Origin of the sequence: Rahnella bruchi, from assembly GCF_003614975.1 — a bacterium.
GTDB lineage: Bacteria > Pseudomonadota > Gammaproteobacteria > Enterobacterales > Enterobacteriaceae > Rahnella > Rahnella bruchi.
The window spans coordinates 35,862-51,864 of the sequence record NZ_QZWI01000009.1 but is presented as its reverse complement, the minus strand read 5'-3'; the positions used below and the strand labels follow the sequence as shown (position 1 = coordinate 51,864).

Here is a 16,003-nt window from a genome sequence, read left to right as displayed (position 1 = left end):
ATGCCTTAACTCAGCAGAATAAAAAAGCCCCGCCATTTCCAGAGAAAGGCGGGGCTTTTTATTGGCTAACAGCCTGAGGGCGATTAATCGTCCAGGAAGCTGCGCAGCACTTCGGAGCGGCTTGGGTGGCGCAGTTTACGCAACGCTTTCGCTTCGATCTGACGGATACGTTCACGGGTAACGTCGAACTGTTTGCCCACTTCTTCCAGAGTGTGGTCAGTGTTCATGTCGATACCGAAACGCATACGCAGAACTTTCGCTTCACGTGCGGTCAGGCCAGCCAGAACGTCATGCGTTGCAGAACGCAGGCTTTCAGACGTTGCAGAATCCAGTGGCAGTTCGAGAGTCGTATCCTCGATGAAATCACCCAGATGCGAATCTTCATCGTCGCCGATTGGCGTTTCCATGGAGATTGGCTCTTTAGCAATTTTCAGCACTTTACGGATTTTGTCTTCCGGCATCAGCATACGCTCAGCCAGTTCTTCCGGCGTCGGCTCACGGCCCATCTCTTGCAGCATCTGACGGGAGATACGGTTGAGTTTGTTGATTGTCTCAATCATATGCACCGGGATACGGATGGTACGTGCCTGGTCGGCGATGGAGCGGGTGATAGCCTGACGGATCCACCAGGTCGCATAAGTTGAGAACTTATAACCACGGCGATATTCAAACTTATCAACGGCTTTCATCAGGCCGATGTTACCTTCCTGGATCAAGTCAAGGAACTGCAAACCACGGTTGGTGTATTTCTTCGCGATAGAAATAACCAGACGTAAGTTTGCTTCAACCATCTCTTTCTTCGCGCGACGGGCTTTCGCTTCGCCGATCGACATGCGACGGTTGATGTCTTTAACCTGTTCGATAGTCAGGCCAGTTTCTTCTTCGATCTGACGCAGTTTCATCAGGCCGCGTTGTACGTCTTCGGTGACTTCTTTCAGCTTCTCAGACCATGGTTTACCCATTGCCAGAGCCGCATCGAACCAGGTATCGCTGGTTTCGTTACCGGCGAACAGATTGACGAAGTTTTTCTTCGGCATTTTGCACTGTTCAACGCACACTTTCATGATCAGACGTTCCTGAGTACGAACGCGATCCATCATGGAACGCATGCTGTTAACCAGGAAATCGAACTGTTTTGGCACTAAACGGAACTGTTTGAACACATCGGACAGCTTCAGGATTTCTTCTGCTGCGCTCTTGTGACTACGGCCGTTTTTCTTGATGACCAGACGCGTCGCTTCATGCTGTTCACGCAGTTCTGTGAACTTCTGGCGAGCCAGTTCAGGGTCGATGCTGTTGTCGTCTTCAGCGTCGTCATCTTCATCTTCGTCTTCGTTATCATCATTCTGCTCTTCCGTGGTCAGTTCAGAACCCACGTGAGTCGCAGTTGGTGCGATTTCTTCTTCAGCGTTCGGGTCAACAAAACCGGTGATCAGGTCAGACAGACGAACTTCGCCAGCTTCCACACGGTCATATTGCTCTAACAAATAAGTGATAGCTTCAGGATATTCAGCAACGGAACACTGAACCTGATTGATACCGTCTTCGATACGTTTGGCGATGTCGATTTCGCCTTCACGGGTCAGTAACTCAACGGTACCCATTTCGCGCATATACATACGCACAGGGTCGGTGGTACGGCCAATTTCGGATTCAACGCTGGAAAGTACCTGCGCCGCCGCTTCTGCAGCGTCTTCGTCGGTATCAGGGCGATTTTCGGCCAGCATTAAATCATCGGCGTCCGGAGCTTCTTCAAGTACCTGGATGCCCATGTCGTTAATCATCTGGATGATGTCTTCGATCTGGTCGGAATCGACGATATCTTCCGGCAGATGGTCATTGACCTCAGCATAGGTCAGATAGCCTTGCTCCTTACCACGGGTGACAAGTAGCTTAAGCTGTGACTGCGGGTTTTGCTCCATAAGACGGTATCCACACTTCAGAGTATTTGGGTTGGTGTCGGTCGGGTAACATCGCCAACAATAACGTTAGGGGCGTTTATTGTGCCGCGGCCCACCAGGGCGGCTCTGCGCAGGGCCGTGCCCCGCTTTATATCGGCACTTAAGCCGTGTTTTCTGTTTTACCCGTCATACTTCGAGCCGCAGGTGCGTTGGCTGCCTCCCTGTAACTCGAATTATTTCGGGTAATTATATGTTCTTGTTATGAAAATTAACTCTTTCTCGCTAATACCTGATTCAGGGAACTGACTTCGGTGCGTTCCTCTGGACTCAGGCCATGCGTCCTGGCTTTTGCAATCAAGGTTTCAAGCCGTTGCTCTAAAATCGAGTCATACAGGCTGGCTAACGTGGCACGAAATTCCTCTTCGACCATGTCCTCTACGATCATGTGGTTCCATGTCGCCAGAGTTTCAAGTTGTTGGTAGAACTTATTATCGCGATAAAGTTCCAGTAACTGGCCTGTCGTCAGCCCCGGCTGGGCTAAGCAAGTGGTGACTAACTCGCTGAACAGATCCAATCCTGGCTGCTTCGCTTGCTCCAAACCTTGCAGCGAGGGTATAAGTGTAGCCAGTTGTGGATTTTGTACCAGTAACCCTATAAGTATACGCATGGTTGTGCGTTTTAGCTGGGGCACCTGATAGACATTGCTACTTTCCGCCTGTTTAGGCATCAGCTTTTCCAGCTGGCTGTCATCCAAAATCCCGAGCTTATTCCCTAACTGCTGACGCAAATACATCCGTAACGTTTCGCCGGGTACCTGGCGGATCAGCGGCAATGCCAGCATGCTCAATTTGGTGCGCCCGTCAGGGCTGCTCAAATCAACCTGTGGCATCAGCGAATCAAACAGGAAAGTGGAAAGCGGCATCGCCTGCTCCATTCTTTGTTCGAACGCTTCTTTGCCTTCTTTACGTACCAGCGTGTCCGGATCTTCGCCGTCGGGTAAAAACATAAAACGCAGCTGACGGCCATCATTGAGATAGGGCAGTGCTGTTTCCAGCGCACGCCACGCGGCTTCACGTCCCGCCCGGTCGCCGTCATAACAACAAACGATGTTATCGGTGCTGCGGAACATCAGCTGAATATGATCAGCGGTCGTGGACGTCCCCAGTGAGGCAACGGCGTAATCAATGCCGAACTGCGCCAGTGCAACGACATCCATATACCCTTCAACGACCAGTAAACGCGCCGGCGTCGGGTGCTTTAACTGTGCTTCATACAGACCATATAACTGGCGGCCTTTATGGAAAATTTCGGTTTCCGGTGAGTTGAGGTATTTGGGCGTACCGTCGCCCAAAACCCTGCCGCCAAAGGCAATCACGCGGCCACGTTTATCACGAATAGGAAACATCACCCGTTCGCGGAAACGATCATAGCTACGGCCATTGTCATTGGTGACCAACATACCGGCGTCAATCAGAGACGCTTTATCATCGGCATTTTTGCCGAAACGCTTTAATGCGTTGTCCCAACCCGGTGGGGCGAAACCAATAGCGAAATGGCTGATGACGTCTTCACTTAAACCACGCCGGGCAAGATATTCCTTTGCGGGGACACCAGCAGGCTGTTTAAGTGATTGCTGATAGAACTCGCTGAGCGGTGCCATCAACTGGTAGAGGCTTTGACGCTGATGACGCTCCATCTGGCTTGGACCGGTGCCTGCTTCGTACGGCACTTCCAGACCCTGCATTGTCGCCAGTTCCTCAATGCTTTCGACAAACTCAAGCCTGTCATAGTTCATCAGGAAATCGACGGCATTGCCGTGGGCACCACAGCCGAAACAGTGATAAAACTGCTTATCGCCATTTACGGTAAATGAGGGTGTTTTCTCATGGTGGAAAGGGCAGCACGCGTGATAGTTTTTACCCTGTTTCTTGAGCTTTACACGTGCGTCGATCAAATCGACGATATCGATGCGAGCCAGCAAGTCATTGATAAATACGCGCGGAATTCTCCCAGCCATAAGCCCCTTACTCACTAGCCTATAAACGAGAACAAGCCGCGCATTCCTTTCGGAAAGCACGGCCTTCGTATGCTACTACGCAGTCTGCGCGTTCTTAATATTGCAAATCACGCGATTTGGGGTTGCCCCCGAAGATTAATACAGACGAGTGCGACGTGCGTTTTCGCGAGCCAGTTTCTTGGCGTGGCGTTTTACTGCAGATGCTTTAGCGCGTTTACGTTCGGTAGTCGGTTTTTCATAGAATTCACGACGACGAACTTCTGCCAGAACACCTGCTTTTTCGCAGGAACGCTTGAAGCGACGCAGAGCTACGTCGAACGGCTCGTTTTCACGTACTTTAATTACAGGCATGTGCCTCTCACCTCGATAAAATCGGTTTGTTTGCTGATGTTGTACCAGCACATTTCAAAATGGTGCGGAATTTTACTCCAATTCGCCTCGTCTTGTAAAGCATAACGGCAAATTGAAACAGGCGCCTTCTGCAACATTGTGCGCTCGCTTTTGCGTCGGGCGGCGATTATATACCAATCAATCGAAATTGCTCGACATTAATTGGCTTATGAAGCAAGGAATTCCCACGCCGGTGCAGCACCCGCAGAGCCTTGTGTGCTAAACTGCGCGCCGCGAGTTAGCGCCAAACTATGATGGAAAGAGTGATGCGAGTACTGGGTATTGAAACGTCCTGCGATGAAACCGGAATTGCAGTTTATGACAGCGAAACCGGTTTGTTAGCCAACCAACTGTATAGTCAGGTAAAACTGCATGCAGATTACGGCGGCGTGGTGCCTGAACTGGCCTCGCGTGACCATGTGCGTAAAACAATCCCTTTGATTCAGGCCGCGCTGAAAGAAGCCGGGCTGACCGCTCAGGATATCGACGGCGTGGCGTACACCGCCGGTCCGGGCCTGGTCGGCGCATTGCTGGTCGGCGCGACTATCGGACGTTCTCTGGCGTTTGCCTGGGATGTGCCTGCTGTGCCTGTTCATCATATGGAAGGCCACTTGCTGGCACCGATGCTTGAAGATAATCCGCCCGACTTCCCGTTTGTGGCGCTGCTGGTTTCCGGCGGACACACGCAGCTCATCAGCGTTACGGGTATCGGCGAGTACACATTACTGGGTGAATCCATTGATGATGCCGCCGGTGAAGCTTTTGATAAAACGGCTAAACTGCTGGGTCTGGATTATCCGGGCGGCCCGCTGCTGTCAAAAATGGCGGCTCAGGGTGTTGCCGGTCGTTTTACGTTCCCGCGCCCGATGACTGACCGTCCTGGGCTGGATTTCAGCTTCTCCGGCCTCAAAACCTTCGCCGCTAATACCATTCGCGGTAATGACAGCGACCCGCAGACGCATGCTGACATTGCCCGTGCATTTGAAGATGCTGTTGTCGATACGCTGGCCATTAAATGCAAACGCGCACTGGATCAGACCGGTTTTAAACAGCTGGTAATGGCCGGTGGCGTGAGCGCCAACCGTACTTTACGCGCTAAACTTGAAGAAGTGATGACCAAACGCGGCGGTAAGGTGTTCTATGCGCGTCCTGAATTTTGTACCGATAATGGTGCGATGATCGCCTACGCGGGTATGGTGCGGTTAAAAACCGGCGCTACGCCTGATCTCGGCGTGACCGTACGTCCGCGCTGGCCTCTCGCTGAGCTACCGCCAGTCTGAGTGGGTCTCCTGACGCCTTGTCTCACACCCGCTCAGTCAGGCTGGCTGTGCTGAAAAAATGCATAAAAAAACGACCCGCTTGAGGTCGTTTTTAATGGCTGAAATCTGAGCTTATCTGCTATTCGGCTTTATCTTCTTTCGCCGCTTTGCGTTTCTTCTTCAGCTTATCCCAGATTTTTCCTTCCTGACCGCGCCACAGACGCTGAATATTGTCATGATGACGCAACAATATGAGGCAGGAAAGCATGGCGACCGGGAAGGTGAATTCAGGTTTGAACCACCAGACGTAAAAAGGTGCGATCAGTGCGCTGACAATCGCGCCCAGCGAAGAATATCCACTCAGCAGCACGGTCAGCAGCCATGTCCCCATCATCAGGCCGGTTAAGTCCCAGCCGATAGGTGCGATAGCACCGAAAGCCGTGGCAACGCCTTTGCCGCCTTTGAAGCGGAAGAATACCGGGTAGATGTGACCCAGGCAGGCTGCGATGGCAGTCAGCCCAAGGTACATCGGCGGAATATTCAGGCGATAGGCCAGCCAGACAGGCAGCATCCCTTTAAGAATATCGAAGATGAGAACAGACGCTGCGGCCAGACGACCACCCAGGCGCAGCACATTCGTGGCACCGGGGTTGCCAGAGCCTGCTGTGCGCGGATCCGGTAACCGGGCTACCCGGCAGACCAGAATCGCACTGGAAATCGAGCCGCAGAGGTAGGCGAAAATAATCATTCCAAGCGCGGTAGCACTCATAAAGCAGTTCCGTCTAATAAGGGTCGTTTTAATCGCAACATCCATGGATAATACGCATTTTCTGCTGGAAGTGGTATCCGGCTGGGCCAAAAACAGAGAATCACGTGATGGATATCGTATTTATTGAGCAACTAAATGTAATCACCACGATTGGCGCTTACGACTGGGAACAGACCATTAAACAGAAACTGGTGTTCGATATCGAAATGGCCTGGGATAACCGCAAATCCGCCGCCAGCGACGATGTGAATGATTGTTTAAGCTATGCTGACGTCAGTGATGCGGTGATCGAACATGTGGCATCGCAAAATTTCGCGCTGGTAGAGCGTGTTGCCGAAGAGGTGGCGGCATTGCTTCTGGCCCGTTTTAATTCGCCGTGGGTGCGGATTAAGCTCAGTAAGCCCGGCGCGGTGGCTCAGGCATCCAATGTCGGCGTAATTATTGAGCGTGGAAAACGTTTTTAATCCTTCAATGGATACAATTTAAGAAATGCTTGTCTATTTAATGTCATATAGAAGCGTTAAAAGGAAAGTCCGGAGAACCGGGCTTCCTTTAATGAAGCGGCTCAGCGTGATGCCGCTTTTTTGTTGTCTGTACTTTGAGCATGTTTTCCCATTAGCGGAAATTTCATAGGGTAGGGTGCGATAATGATCGTCGAAAGTCATTCGTTGCTTGTAGCAGCAATTTTGGGTGTTGTTGAAGGGTTGACTGAATTTTTACCGGTTTCATCTACCGGCCATCTGATCATCGCGGGAAATCTACTTGGCTTTACCGGAGATACCTCGAAGTCATTTGAAGTGGTCATCCAGCTGGGATCGATTCTGGCTGTGGTGGTGATGTTCTGGCGTCGTTTGTTTGGCATGATCGGCCTGCACTTCGGCAAGCCGCCTGTTCATGAGGGCACGGGTAACCGCCGTCTGAATTTATTGCATATTATTTTAGGGATGATCCCGGCCACGATCCTGGGCTTACTGCTGCATTCGCAGATCAAGTCCCTGTTTGAGCCAAAATTTGTGATGTATGCACTGGTCGTCGGCGGCGTTTTGCTGATTGCAGCCGAACTGCTGAAACCGAAAAAACCGCGTGCAGAAGGGGTGGATGACATCACTTATCTGCAAGCATTTATGATCGGTGTTTTCCAGTGTCTGGCGCTCTGGCCAGGATTCTCCCGTTCAGGTGCGACCATCAGCGGCGGGATGTTAATGGGTATCAGCCGTTTTGCAGCGTCTGAGTTCTCTTTCCTGCTGGCGGTGCCGATGATGATGGGTGCGACGGCGCTGGACTTGTATAAGAGTTACAGCTTCCTGACGATGGCTGATTTACCGATGTTCGCCACCGGTTTTATCTGCGCATTTATCGTTGCCCTGATTGCCATCAAAACCTTCCTGGCGGTGATTAAGCGTATTTCCTTTATTCCGTTTGCCATCTATCGGTTCTTTGTTGCGATCGCAGTTTACTTCGTATTCATCGCCTGATTATTGCTTCCCGCAAGCGATAAAAAAGCCCCGCAGGTTATTCACCGTGCGGGGCTTTTTTTTATGAAGCTTTTTACGAATCGAAAAACTGAAACCAAAGGCAGCGTTTAAATCGTCACGTCCTGCGTTTGTTTCCAGTCCGCTAATGCTTGTGTACGACGTTTTTTCAGCTCATCGCGGATCTCAATCCCCTGAAAACCGGCATCGAGCACTTCTTTATTGGTGATGCTGTTCGCCACTTTAAAGGCTTCGCGCAGGTAATCACCTTGCGGATAAGGATTGTTTTCAAAGGTGGTACGTCCGCGCGCATCCGCTTCGCTGGTCATAATCATCTGCTCCAGTCGCTGCGGTTTACGCCACACATCGATCGTGTCGAACAGTTTTAACAGGGTTTCCGGGCGCAATTTATTCACTGTGTGGATAAGATCATGGAACTCCGCCACCAGCTTCGCTAAATCGCGGATATGCGTCGGGACTTTCAGACGCTGGCAAATATTTTCCACCAGTTTCACACCTGCCGGACCGTGGCCGTGATGGGCAGGCCAGAATTGCGGCGGGGTCAGCGCCTTGCCTAAATCATGGCAAAGCGCAGAGAAACGCACATCCACTTCGGGCGTCAGCGTGCTGGCGATTTTCAATGTCATCAGCGTATGAATGCCGGTATCAATTTCCGGATGCCATTTCTCCGGAGCCGGAACGCCAAACAGCGCATCGATTTCCGGAAACAGAACTTTGAGCGCACCGCAGTCACGCAGCACCTGGAAATACACCTGCGGATCCTGCGTCTGCAAGGCTTTCTCGGTTTCTTTCCAGACACGTTCAGGCGTCAGGGCTTCGAGCTCACCGCTTTGCGCCATGTGCTGCATCAACGCCTGAGTTTCAGGGGCGACGGTAAAACCTAAATGGGCAAAACGCGCGGCAAAGCGGGCAACACGCAACACGCGCAACGGATCTTCACCGAAGGCGTCAGAGACATGGCGCAGAAGACGTTGTTCGATATCGCGCTGACCGTGATAGGGGTCGAAAAGCGTCCCATCTTCACTTTTGGCGATGGCATTGATGGTCAGGTCACGGCGCATCAAATCCTGTTCCAGCGTGACATCGGGTGCGGCGTAGCAGGTAAACCCGTTATAGCCGGAACCTGATTTTCGCTCGGTGCGGGCCAGGGCATATTCATCACGGGTACGCGGATGCAGGAAGACCGGGAAATCTTTGCCGACCTGCTGATAGCCATTTTCGAGCATGTATTCAGGCGTTGCGCCCACCACTACCCAATCGTGTTCAGACACAGGCAGGTTTAATAAACTGTCTCGGACTGCGCCGCCGACCAGGTAAATCTCCACGCGATAACTCCTGAAATAAGGCTAAGGGACTCTTTCTTCATCATAGCAAAGTTGCGATGAAGATTTCCTGATTGATGGAAACACGAAAAGGCACCAATGTGCCTTAACGGATTAAAATGTCTAAACAGGATTGATCAGGAGGTAGAGCTGTCAGCTCATCCAGCGATCTTTCTTTCTGCGACGTGGGATCAGATGCGGCAACAACAGGCCCAGAACCAGACCCACGCCAGCAACGCCGCCGCCGTACATAAACCATTGCAGAATAATGGTTCTTTGTTTGTCGTCGAGCTGAACGTTTACGGCATCAACTTTCTTCTTCGCCACAATCAGCTGATTTTTCAGATCCTGATTTTCTTTCTTCAGGCCATTGATAATCCCGTCGCTGGAAGAAACCTTGCTCTGCATTTCCGCAGTACGCTGGTTCCAGCTGGAATCAATATTGGTCAGCTTGTCAGTCAGCGTTTTCACCTGTTGCTCCAGATCCGGAACGCGGGTACGCAGGCTCGGCACATTGCTTAACTGATCCAGTGGGATCCAGGCCGTTTTACCTTTTGAATCAACAATCTCACCGTATTTAGTACTGTCGTTGACGCTGCGCAGGGTGACTTCTTCACCGGCATTCAGGGTGCCAACAATGCGATACTGATTACCCGGACCACTGTGGATATAGGTGATCAAATCGTCGGAGATATAGCGCTTCTCATCAGCGTGAGCGCCCCATGTGATGCTTAAACCAAGCAAAGCGAAACCAATTAGGCGTAATTTCTGCATTATTTCATCGTTTCTTTGTGAATTTAGGGAACGTGAAGTGTGGATCCGTTTTATCGGGATACGTCTTCCGGCAACCGCCTCAGTCCGGCCATTGCTTTTATAAATGTACTAAAAGTTTGGATACCGATAGTAAGGGCAACAGTGTGACGACGCAATGTATAAACCGGAATGAGAACTATCTTACAATCCCGCAACATGCGGCTTGCGCGCAGTGGTTATGATAGAATTGCAGCGACGCGTTTATCCCTTTTGGCAGCAAAGAATCGGTGTGAAGACTCCTATGACCGTAGAAATAGAATTAAAATTTATCGCCACCCCGGCCGCAATCGCCGAATTACCTTCGCAACTCGCTGGTTTTAACAGCGTGCACACCGCGCCTTCGAAACTGACCAACATCTATTTTGAGACTGCGGAAAACTATTTACGTTCGCATGATATTGGCCTGCGTATCCGTGGTTTCGACGATCAGTACGAAATGACCATCAAAACCGGCGGGAAAGTGGTGGGCGGACTGCATCAGCGCCCTGAATACAATGTCGAGCTGAAAAAGCCGGTATTGAAGCTCAGCGCCTTCCCGAAAGATATCTGGCCGGAAGGTTGTAAGCCTGCCGCACTGCAAAAAGAACTGGCTCCGCTGTTCCGTACCGATTTCACCCGTGAGAAGTGGGTGATCACTTACGGCGAAAGCGAGATCGAACTGGGCCTGGATCAGGGCGAAGTGGTGGCCGGTGAGCTTTCTGAAGCACTGGCAGAAGTTGAACTGGAGTTGAAAAAAGGCAATACCGCCGATCTGCTGGCGCTGGCGGCTGAAATCGGAGCACATGGCGGTTTACGTCAGGGCGGATTCAGCAAGGCAGCCCGCGGCTATCATCTGGCGAAAGGCAATCCTGCACGGGAAATCAAACCTTTGCCGGTATTCAAAGCCCTGCCAAAAGCGACGCTTGAGCAGGCGATGTCTGCCATGTTCGAACTGGCGCTGGATCACTGGCAATATCACGAAGAACTGTGGGTCCGTGGCGATAAAACGGCGCGTCTGACGGTATTACAGGCGGTAGAAACCGTGCGTCAGGTTCTGGTGCTGTTTGGCGGCCTGGTACCGCGTAAAGCCTCTTCTGAACTGCGTACATTACTGACCGATCTGGTGCCCGTGCTGGAACAGAAATCTGCTGATGCACAGGAAATTTGTTACAGCGCCAGCTATCTGAAATGCAAGTTAGTGCTTACTTCCTGGCTGGCGACTTCAGGCTGGACGCCATTCATCGATGATAAATCTGCGAAAAAACTGGAAGGTTCTTTCAAGCGCTTTGCCGACATCATGCTGGGCCGCACCGCAGCGGATTTAAAAGAGGCGTTCGCACAGCCGCTGACCGAAGAAGGCTATCGCGACCAGCTGGCACGTCTGAAGCGTCAGATTATTACCTTCCATCTGCTGGCCGGTGCATACCCTGAGAAAGACGTTGCCGCGTACATTGCCGGCTGGGTCGAGCTGCAACAGGCTATCGTTCAGCAACAGCATGCCTGGGAGGATTCAGCCCGTTCCCACGCGGTGATGATGGATGCGTTCTGGTTAAACGGGCAACCACGTTAATTGACTGATAAGCCTGGGCAAATTGTCCGGGCTTTTTTTTGCAAGGAATCCGATTTCATGTTGCCACTCTCTTCTGTTTTGCAACGTCATGCTCAGAGTCTGCTTGAGCGCTGGCGTGAACATCCTGAAAATCTCCCGCTTCCCGATGATCAACAACTGGCCGTACTCACCAGCAGTGAATTCGTTACGGACAGCCTGCTGGCGTTTGGGCAGTGGTGGCATGAAATCAATGAAACTCCCCCTCAGTCCCAGGAGTGGCAGCTATATCGTCCCTGGCTGGAAGAAGCACTGGCCGGTGTAACGGATGAAAACGGGCTGATGAAAGCGCTGCGCCTGTTCCGCCGCCGTATTCTGACCCGCATTGCCTGGTCGCAATCCGCGCAAACCAGTGAAGCCAAAGATACACTTCACCAGCTGAGCGAACTGGCTGAACTGCTGATCGTCAGCGCCAGAGACTGGCTGTACGACGCCTGTTGTCGTGAATTTGGTACACCGATGAATGCGGCAGGCGAACCGCAGAGAATGCTGATCCTCGGTATGGGCAAACTCGGCGGCGGGGAGCTGAATTTCTCTTCCGACATCGACCTTATTTTTGCCTATCCGGAAAACGGCCAGACCCGTGGCGGACGTCGCGAACTGGATAATGCCCAGTTCTTCACCCGCCTCGGACAGCGGCTGATCAAGGCGTTGGATCAGCCGACTATCGACGGTTTTGTTTACCGTGTGGATATGCGTTTGCGCCCGTTCGGCGACAGCGGTCCGCTGGTGATGAGTTTCCCGGCGCTGGAAGATTATTACCAGGAGCAGGGGCGTGACTGGGAACGCTACGCGATGGTGAAAGCGCGCCTGATGGGCGGCGCGGAAGATATCAGCAGTCAGGAACTGCGCAAAATGCTGATGCCGTTTGTCTTTCGTCGTTACATCGATTTCAGCGTGATCCAGTCATTACGCAATATGAAAGGAATGATCGCGCGTGAAGTCCGCCGCCGCGGATTGAAAGACAACATCAAACTCGGCGCTGGCGGTATCCGCGAGATTGAATTTATTGTTCAGGTTTTCCAGCTGATCCGTGGCGGACGTGAACCGGCGCTGCAATTGCGTGCATTGTTGCCGACGTTGCAGGCGCTGGAGAATCTGGGGTTGCTGCCGGTCGAGCAGGTGCTGCAACTGCGCACCAGTTATCTGTTCCTGCGTCGGCTGGAAAACCTGTTGCAGGCCATTTCCGATGAGCAGACACAAACCTTACCTTCTGACGAACTGAATCAGGCTCGTCTGGCCTGGGGAATGGATTATGCCGGCTGGCCACAGCTTCTGGATGCAGTGAATGCTCACATGCAGGCCGTGCGCGCGGTATTTAACGATCTGATTGGGGATGACTCTCCGGAGGCAGAAGACGATCAGCAACAGGCGCAGTTCAGCAGTTTGTGGATTGACGCGCTGGAACCTGCCGAACTGGCGCCACTGGTTCCCCTGCTCAATGAAAACGCGCAGCGCCATGTCTTGCAGCAAATTGCCGAATTCCGCAGGGACGTCGATAAACGCACCATCGGACCGCGTGGGCGCGAGCAACTGGATTTACTGATGCCGCGCCTGCTGGCGCAGGTGTGTACCTACAAAAATGCCGACGTGACACTTCAGCGCCTGATGCAACTGCTGCTGAACATCGTCACGCGTACCACTTATATCGAGCTGCTGGTGGAATATCCCGGTGCGCTCAAACAGTTAATCCGCCTGTGTGCTGCGTCCCCGATGGTCGCGACGCAGCTGGCCCGTCATCCGCTATTGCTCGATGAGTTACTTGATCCGCGCACGTTGTATCAGCCGATTGAACTGACCGCCTACCGCGATGAACTGCGCCAGTATCTGATGCGCGTGCCGACAGAAGATGAAGAGCAGCAGCTTGAAGCTGTGCGTCAGTTTAAGCAGGCCCAGCATCTGCGCATCGCTGCCGGGGATATTTCCGGCGCATTGCCGGTGATGAAAGTCAGTGATCATTTGACCTATCTCGCCGAAGCGATTCTCGACGTTGTGGTGCAGCAGGCGTGGGAACAGATGGTCGTAAAATACGGCCAGCCAGCGCATCTTCAGCACCGCGAAGGGCGTGGTTTTGCCGTCATTGGTTACGGCAAACTTGGCGGCTGGGAACTGGGCTACAGTTCCGATCTGGATCTGGTTTTCCTGCTTGATTGCGCACCGGAAGTCATGACCGACGGAGAGCGGGTCATTGACGGGCGTCAGTTTTATCTGCGGCTGGCGCAACGCATTATGCATCTGTTCAGCACGCGAACATCATCCGGCATTTTGTATGAAGTCGATGCGCGTCTGCGGCCTTCGGGTGCTTCCGGCATGCTGGTCAGCACCATTGAAGCGTTTGCGGATTATCAGGCCAATGAGGCCTGGACGTGGGAGCATCAGGCGCTGGTCCGTGCACGCGTGGTCTATGGTGACCCGCAGCTGACGCAGCAGTTTAACGCCACGCGCCGCGATATTTTGTGCCGCCAGCGTGATGACGAAGGGTTGCGCAAAGAAGTGCGTGAAATGCGGGAGAAAATGTATGCGCATCTGGGCAGTAAAAAAGCTGACCAGTTTGATCTGAAAACCGATCCGGGCGGCATCACTGATATTGAATTCATTGCACAATATCTGGTCTTACGCTTTGCTCACGACGAGCCAAAGCTGACCCGCTGGTCCGATAATGTGAGGATTTTCGAGCTGATGGCGCAATACGACATCATGCCGGAGGAAGAGGCGCGAAATCTGACGCAGGCTTATGTCACGCTGCGTGATGAAATCCATCACCTCGCCTTGCAGGAACACAGCGGAAAAGTGGCCGCAGAATGCTTTGCGACGGAGCGTACGCAAATCCGCGCCAGCTGGGCGAACTGGCTGGGCTAAGGGTTTTTATTCGGGTAACAGGCGCTTGTGATATTATCCGGCGCATTGTGTTTACCCGATTTGATTTATCTGTTTTGGAGTCTTGGGATGAAAGTGACTTTGCCTGATTTCCACCGTGCCGGTGTGCTGGTGGTCGGTGACGTAATGTTAGACCGCTACTGGTATGGCCCGACTAACCGGATTTCGCCTGAAGCGCCGGTACCGGTCGTGAAGGTGAATACTATCGAGGAACGGCCTGGCGGCGCGGCAAACGTGGCGATGAACATTTCGTCTCTCGGTGCTTCTTCGCGTCTCATCGGCCTGACAGGTGTGGATGACGCGGCACGTGCGCTGAGCGAACGTCTGGCGGAAGTGAAAGTAAACTGCGATTTTGTGGCGTTGCCGACTCATCCGACTATCACCAAACTGCGCATTTTGTCCCGTAATCAGCAACTGATCCGCCTCGACTTTGAAGAAGGTTTTGAAGGTGTTGATCTCCAGCCGATGCTGACCAAAATCGAGCAGGCGTTACCGCAAAGCGGTGCGCTGGTGCTTTCCGACTACGCCAAAGGCGCGCTGACAGAAGTTCAGAAGATGATCCAGCTGGCGAGAAAAGCCGGTGTGCCGGTGCTGGTGGATCCTAAAGGTTCTGACTTTGAACGTTATCGTGGTGCGACGTTGCTGACGCCAAATCTGTCCGAATTCGAAGCCGTTGTCGGTCGCTGTAAAAACGAAGATGAAATCGTCACGCGCGGTATGCAGCTGATTGCTGATTTCGAGCTTTCTGCGTTGCTGGTCACCCGTTCCGAGCACGGCATGACCTTATTGCAGCCGGGCAAAGCGCCTTTCCATATGCCCACGCAGGCGCAGGAAGTGTATGACGTGACCGGTGCCGGTGACACGGTGATCGGTACGCTGGCAGCGGCTCTGGCAGCCGGGAATACGCTGGAAGAGTCCTGCTTCCTGGCCAATGCCGCCGCCGGTGTGGTGGTCGGTAAACTCGGTACGTCTACCGTTTCTCCGGTTGAGCTGGAAAACGCCATCGGCGGGCGTTCGGACGTCGGTTTTGGCGTGATGAATGAAGAACAGCTGAAAGCGGCTGTGGCGATGGCGCGTCAGCGTGGCGAAAAAGTCGTGATGACCAACGGCATCTTCGACATCCTGCATGCAGGACACGTTTCTTATCTGGCCAATGCCCGCAAACTGGGCGACCGTCTGATTGTTGCGGTCAACAGCGATGCCTCGACCAAACGTCTTAAAGGCGAAACCCGTCCGGTGAATGCGCTGCAAAACCGCATGATCGTGCTGGGTGCGCTGGGTGCAGTCGACTGGGTCGTTTCTTTCGAAGAGGATACGCCACAGCGTTTGATCGCCGGGATCCTGCCTGATTTGCTGGTCAAAGGCGGCGACTATAAGCCTGAGCAAATTGCCGGTAGTGAGGAAGTCTGGGCGAATGGCGGTGAAGTGCGCGTACTGAATTTTGAAGATGGTTTATCTACCACCAAAATCATCAATCAGATCAAAGCGCAGGACTGATTTAACACCGGCTGTTTTCATGAAAGGGCTTATCTGATAAGCCCTTTTTCTTTTTGATTATTTCGTCAATAGCACAAAAC

The 16,003-nt window shown here is 52.6% G+C and carries 12 protein-coding genes; 6 read left to right on the top strand and 6 right to left on the bottom strand.

What is annotated here, in order from left to right:
* Window positions 1-83: 83 nt before the first annotated feature.
* The 3 genes from rpoD to rpsU all read right to left on the bottom strand — a co-directional run bounded on the left by rpoD (window position 84) and on the right by rpsU (window position 4,269).
* Complete coding sequence (gene rpoD / locus D5398_RS15600; protein ID WP_120508459.1) at window positions 84-1,922, bottom strand: RNA polymerase sigma factor RpoD; 1,839 nt, start codon at window positions 1,920-1,922, stop codon at window positions 84-86.
* 247 nt (window positions 1,923-2,169) lie between these two features.
* Window positions 2,170-3,918 (bottom strand): DNA primase, encoded by a 1,749-nt coding sequence (gene dnaG, locus D5398_RS15595; protein WP_120508458.1) that lies wholly within the window; start codon window positions 3,916-3,918, stop codon window positions 2,170-2,172.
* A gap of 135 nt (window positions 3,919-4,053) precedes the next feature.
* Complete coding sequence (gene rpsU, locus D5398_RS15590) at window positions 4,054-4,269, bottom strand: 30S ribosomal protein S21 (protein ID WP_001144069.1); 216 nt, start codon at window positions 4,267-4,269, stop codon at window positions 4,054-4,056.
* Window positions 4,270-4,574: 305 nt separating this feature from the next.
* On the opposite strand from rpsU, the gene tsaD reads away from it, so the two are divergent.
* Window positions 4,575-5,588: a tRNA (adenosine(37)-N6)-threonylcarbamoyltransferase complex transferase subunit TsaD gene (tsaD, locus tag D5398_RS15585; RefSeq protein WP_120133209.1), complete on the top strand. Its 1,014-nt coding sequence runs from the start codon at window positions 4,575-4,577 to the stop codon at window positions 5,586-5,588.
* A 118-nt stretch (window positions 5,589-5,706) separates the two neighbouring features.
* On the opposite strand, the gene plsY is transcribed toward tsaD, so the two are convergent.
* Complete coding sequence (gene plsY, locus D5398_RS15580; protein WP_120508457.1) at window positions 5,707-6,336, bottom strand: glycerol-3-phosphate 1-O-acyltransferase PlsY; 630 nt, start codon at window positions 6,334-6,336, stop codon at window positions 5,707-5,709.
* A 107-nt stretch (window positions 6,337-6,443) separates the two neighbouring features.
* Between plsY and folB the strand changes: the two genes are divergently transcribed.
* Window positions 6,444-6,800, top strand: a complete 357-nt coding sequence (gene folB / locus D5398_RS15575) for a bifunctional dihydroneopterin aldolase/7,8-dihydroneopterin epimerase (RefSeq protein WP_120508456.1) — start codon at window positions 6,444-6,446, stop codon at window positions 6,798-6,800.
* Between the two features lie 186 nt (window positions 6,801-6,986).
* A complete protein-coding gene (gene bacA, locus D5398_RS15570) occupies window positions 6,987-7,811 on the top strand; it encodes an undecaprenyl-diphosphate phosphatase (protein WP_120133286.1) in 825 nt (274 codons plus the stop codon).
* 107 nt (window positions 7,812-7,918) lie between these two features.
* Here the strand turns inward: bacA and D5398_RS15565 are convergent, their stop codons facing one another.
* Window positions 7,919-9,154, bottom strand: a complete 1,236-nt coding sequence (locus D5398_RS15565; RefSeq protein WP_120508455.1) for a multifunctional CCA addition/repair protein — start codon at window positions 9,152-9,154, stop codon at window positions 7,919-7,921.
* A gap of 150 nt (window positions 9,155-9,304) precedes the next feature.
* Window positions 9,305-9,925 (bottom strand): TIGR04211 family SH3 domain-containing protein, encoded by a 621-nt coding sequence (locus D5398_RS15560; RefSeq protein WP_112286724.1) that lies wholly within the window; start codon window positions 9,923-9,925, stop codon window positions 9,305-9,307.
* A gap of 280 nt (window positions 9,926-10,205) precedes the next feature.
* Between D5398_RS15560 and D5398_RS15555 the strand changes: the two genes are divergently transcribed.
* From D5398_RS15555 to hldE, 3 genes are all read left to right on the top strand, one after another.
* Window positions 10,206-11,513, top strand: a complete 1,308-nt coding sequence (locus tag D5398_RS15555; protein ID WP_120508454.1) for a CYTH domain-containing protein — start codon at window positions 10,206-10,208, stop codon at window positions 11,511-11,513.
* 57 nt (window positions 11,514-11,570) lie between these two features.
* Complete coding sequence (glnE, locus tag D5398_RS15550; RefSeq protein ID WP_120508453.1) at window positions 11,571-14,408, top strand: bifunctional [glutamate--ammonia ligase]-adenylyl-L-tyrosine phosphorylase/[glutamate--ammonia-ligase] adenylyltransferase; 2,838 nt, start codon at window positions 11,571-11,573, stop codon at window positions 14,406-14,408.
* 87 nt (window positions 14,409-14,495) lie between these two features.
* Window positions 14,496-15,923: a bifunctional D-glycero-beta-D-manno-heptose-7-phosphate kinase/D-glycero-beta-D-manno-heptose 1-phosphate adenylyltransferase HldE gene (gene hldE, locus D5398_RS15545; protein ID WP_120508452.1), complete on the top strand. Its 1,428-nt coding sequence runs from the start codon at window positions 14,496-14,498 to the stop codon at window positions 15,921-15,923.
* Window positions 15,924-16,003 lie beyond the last annotated feature (80 nt).

What these genes read in the sequence shown, in the direction of transcription:
- D5398_RS15560 (WP_112286724.1), bottom strand. Translation starts at nt 9,925, where the DNA reads ATGCAGAAATTACGCCTAATTGGTTTCGCTTTGCTTGGTTTAAGCATC.
- folB (WP_120508456.1), top strand. Translation starts at nt 6,444, where the DNA reads ATGGATATCGTATTTATTGAGCAACTAAATGTAATCACCACGATTGGC.
- plsY (WP_120508457.1), bottom strand. Translation starts at nt 6,336, where the DNA reads ATGAGTGCTACCGCGCTTGGAATGATTATTTTCGCCTACCTCTGCGGC.
- tsaD (WP_120133209.1), top strand. Translation starts at nt 4,575, where the DNA reads ATGCGAGTACTGGGTATTGAAACGTCCTGCGATGAAACCGGAATTGCA.
- rpoD (WP_120508459.1), bottom strand. Translation starts at nt 1,922, where the DNA reads ATGGAGCAAAACCCGCAGTCACAGCTTAAGCTACTTGTCACCCGTGGT.
- glnE (WP_120508453.1), top strand. Translation starts at nt 11,571, where the DNA reads ATGTTGCCACTCTCTTCTGTTTTGCAACGTCATGCTCAGAGTCTGCTT.
- hldE (WP_120508452.1), top strand. Translation starts at nt 14,496, where the DNA reads ATGAAAGTGACTTTGCCTGATTTCCACCGTGCCGGTGTGCTGGTGGTC.
- dnaG (WP_120508458.1), bottom strand. Translation starts at nt 3,918, where the DNA reads ATGGCTGGGAGAATTCCGCGCGTATTTATCAATGACTTGCTGGCTCGC.
- rpsU (WP_001144069.1), bottom strand. Translation starts at nt 4,269, where the DNA reads ATGCCTGTAATTAAAGTACGTGAAAACGAGCCGTTCGACGTAGCTCTG.
- D5398_RS15555 (WP_120508454.1), top strand. Translation starts at nt 10,206, where the DNA reads ATGACCGTAGAAATAGAATTAAAATTTATCGCCACCCCGGCCGCAATC.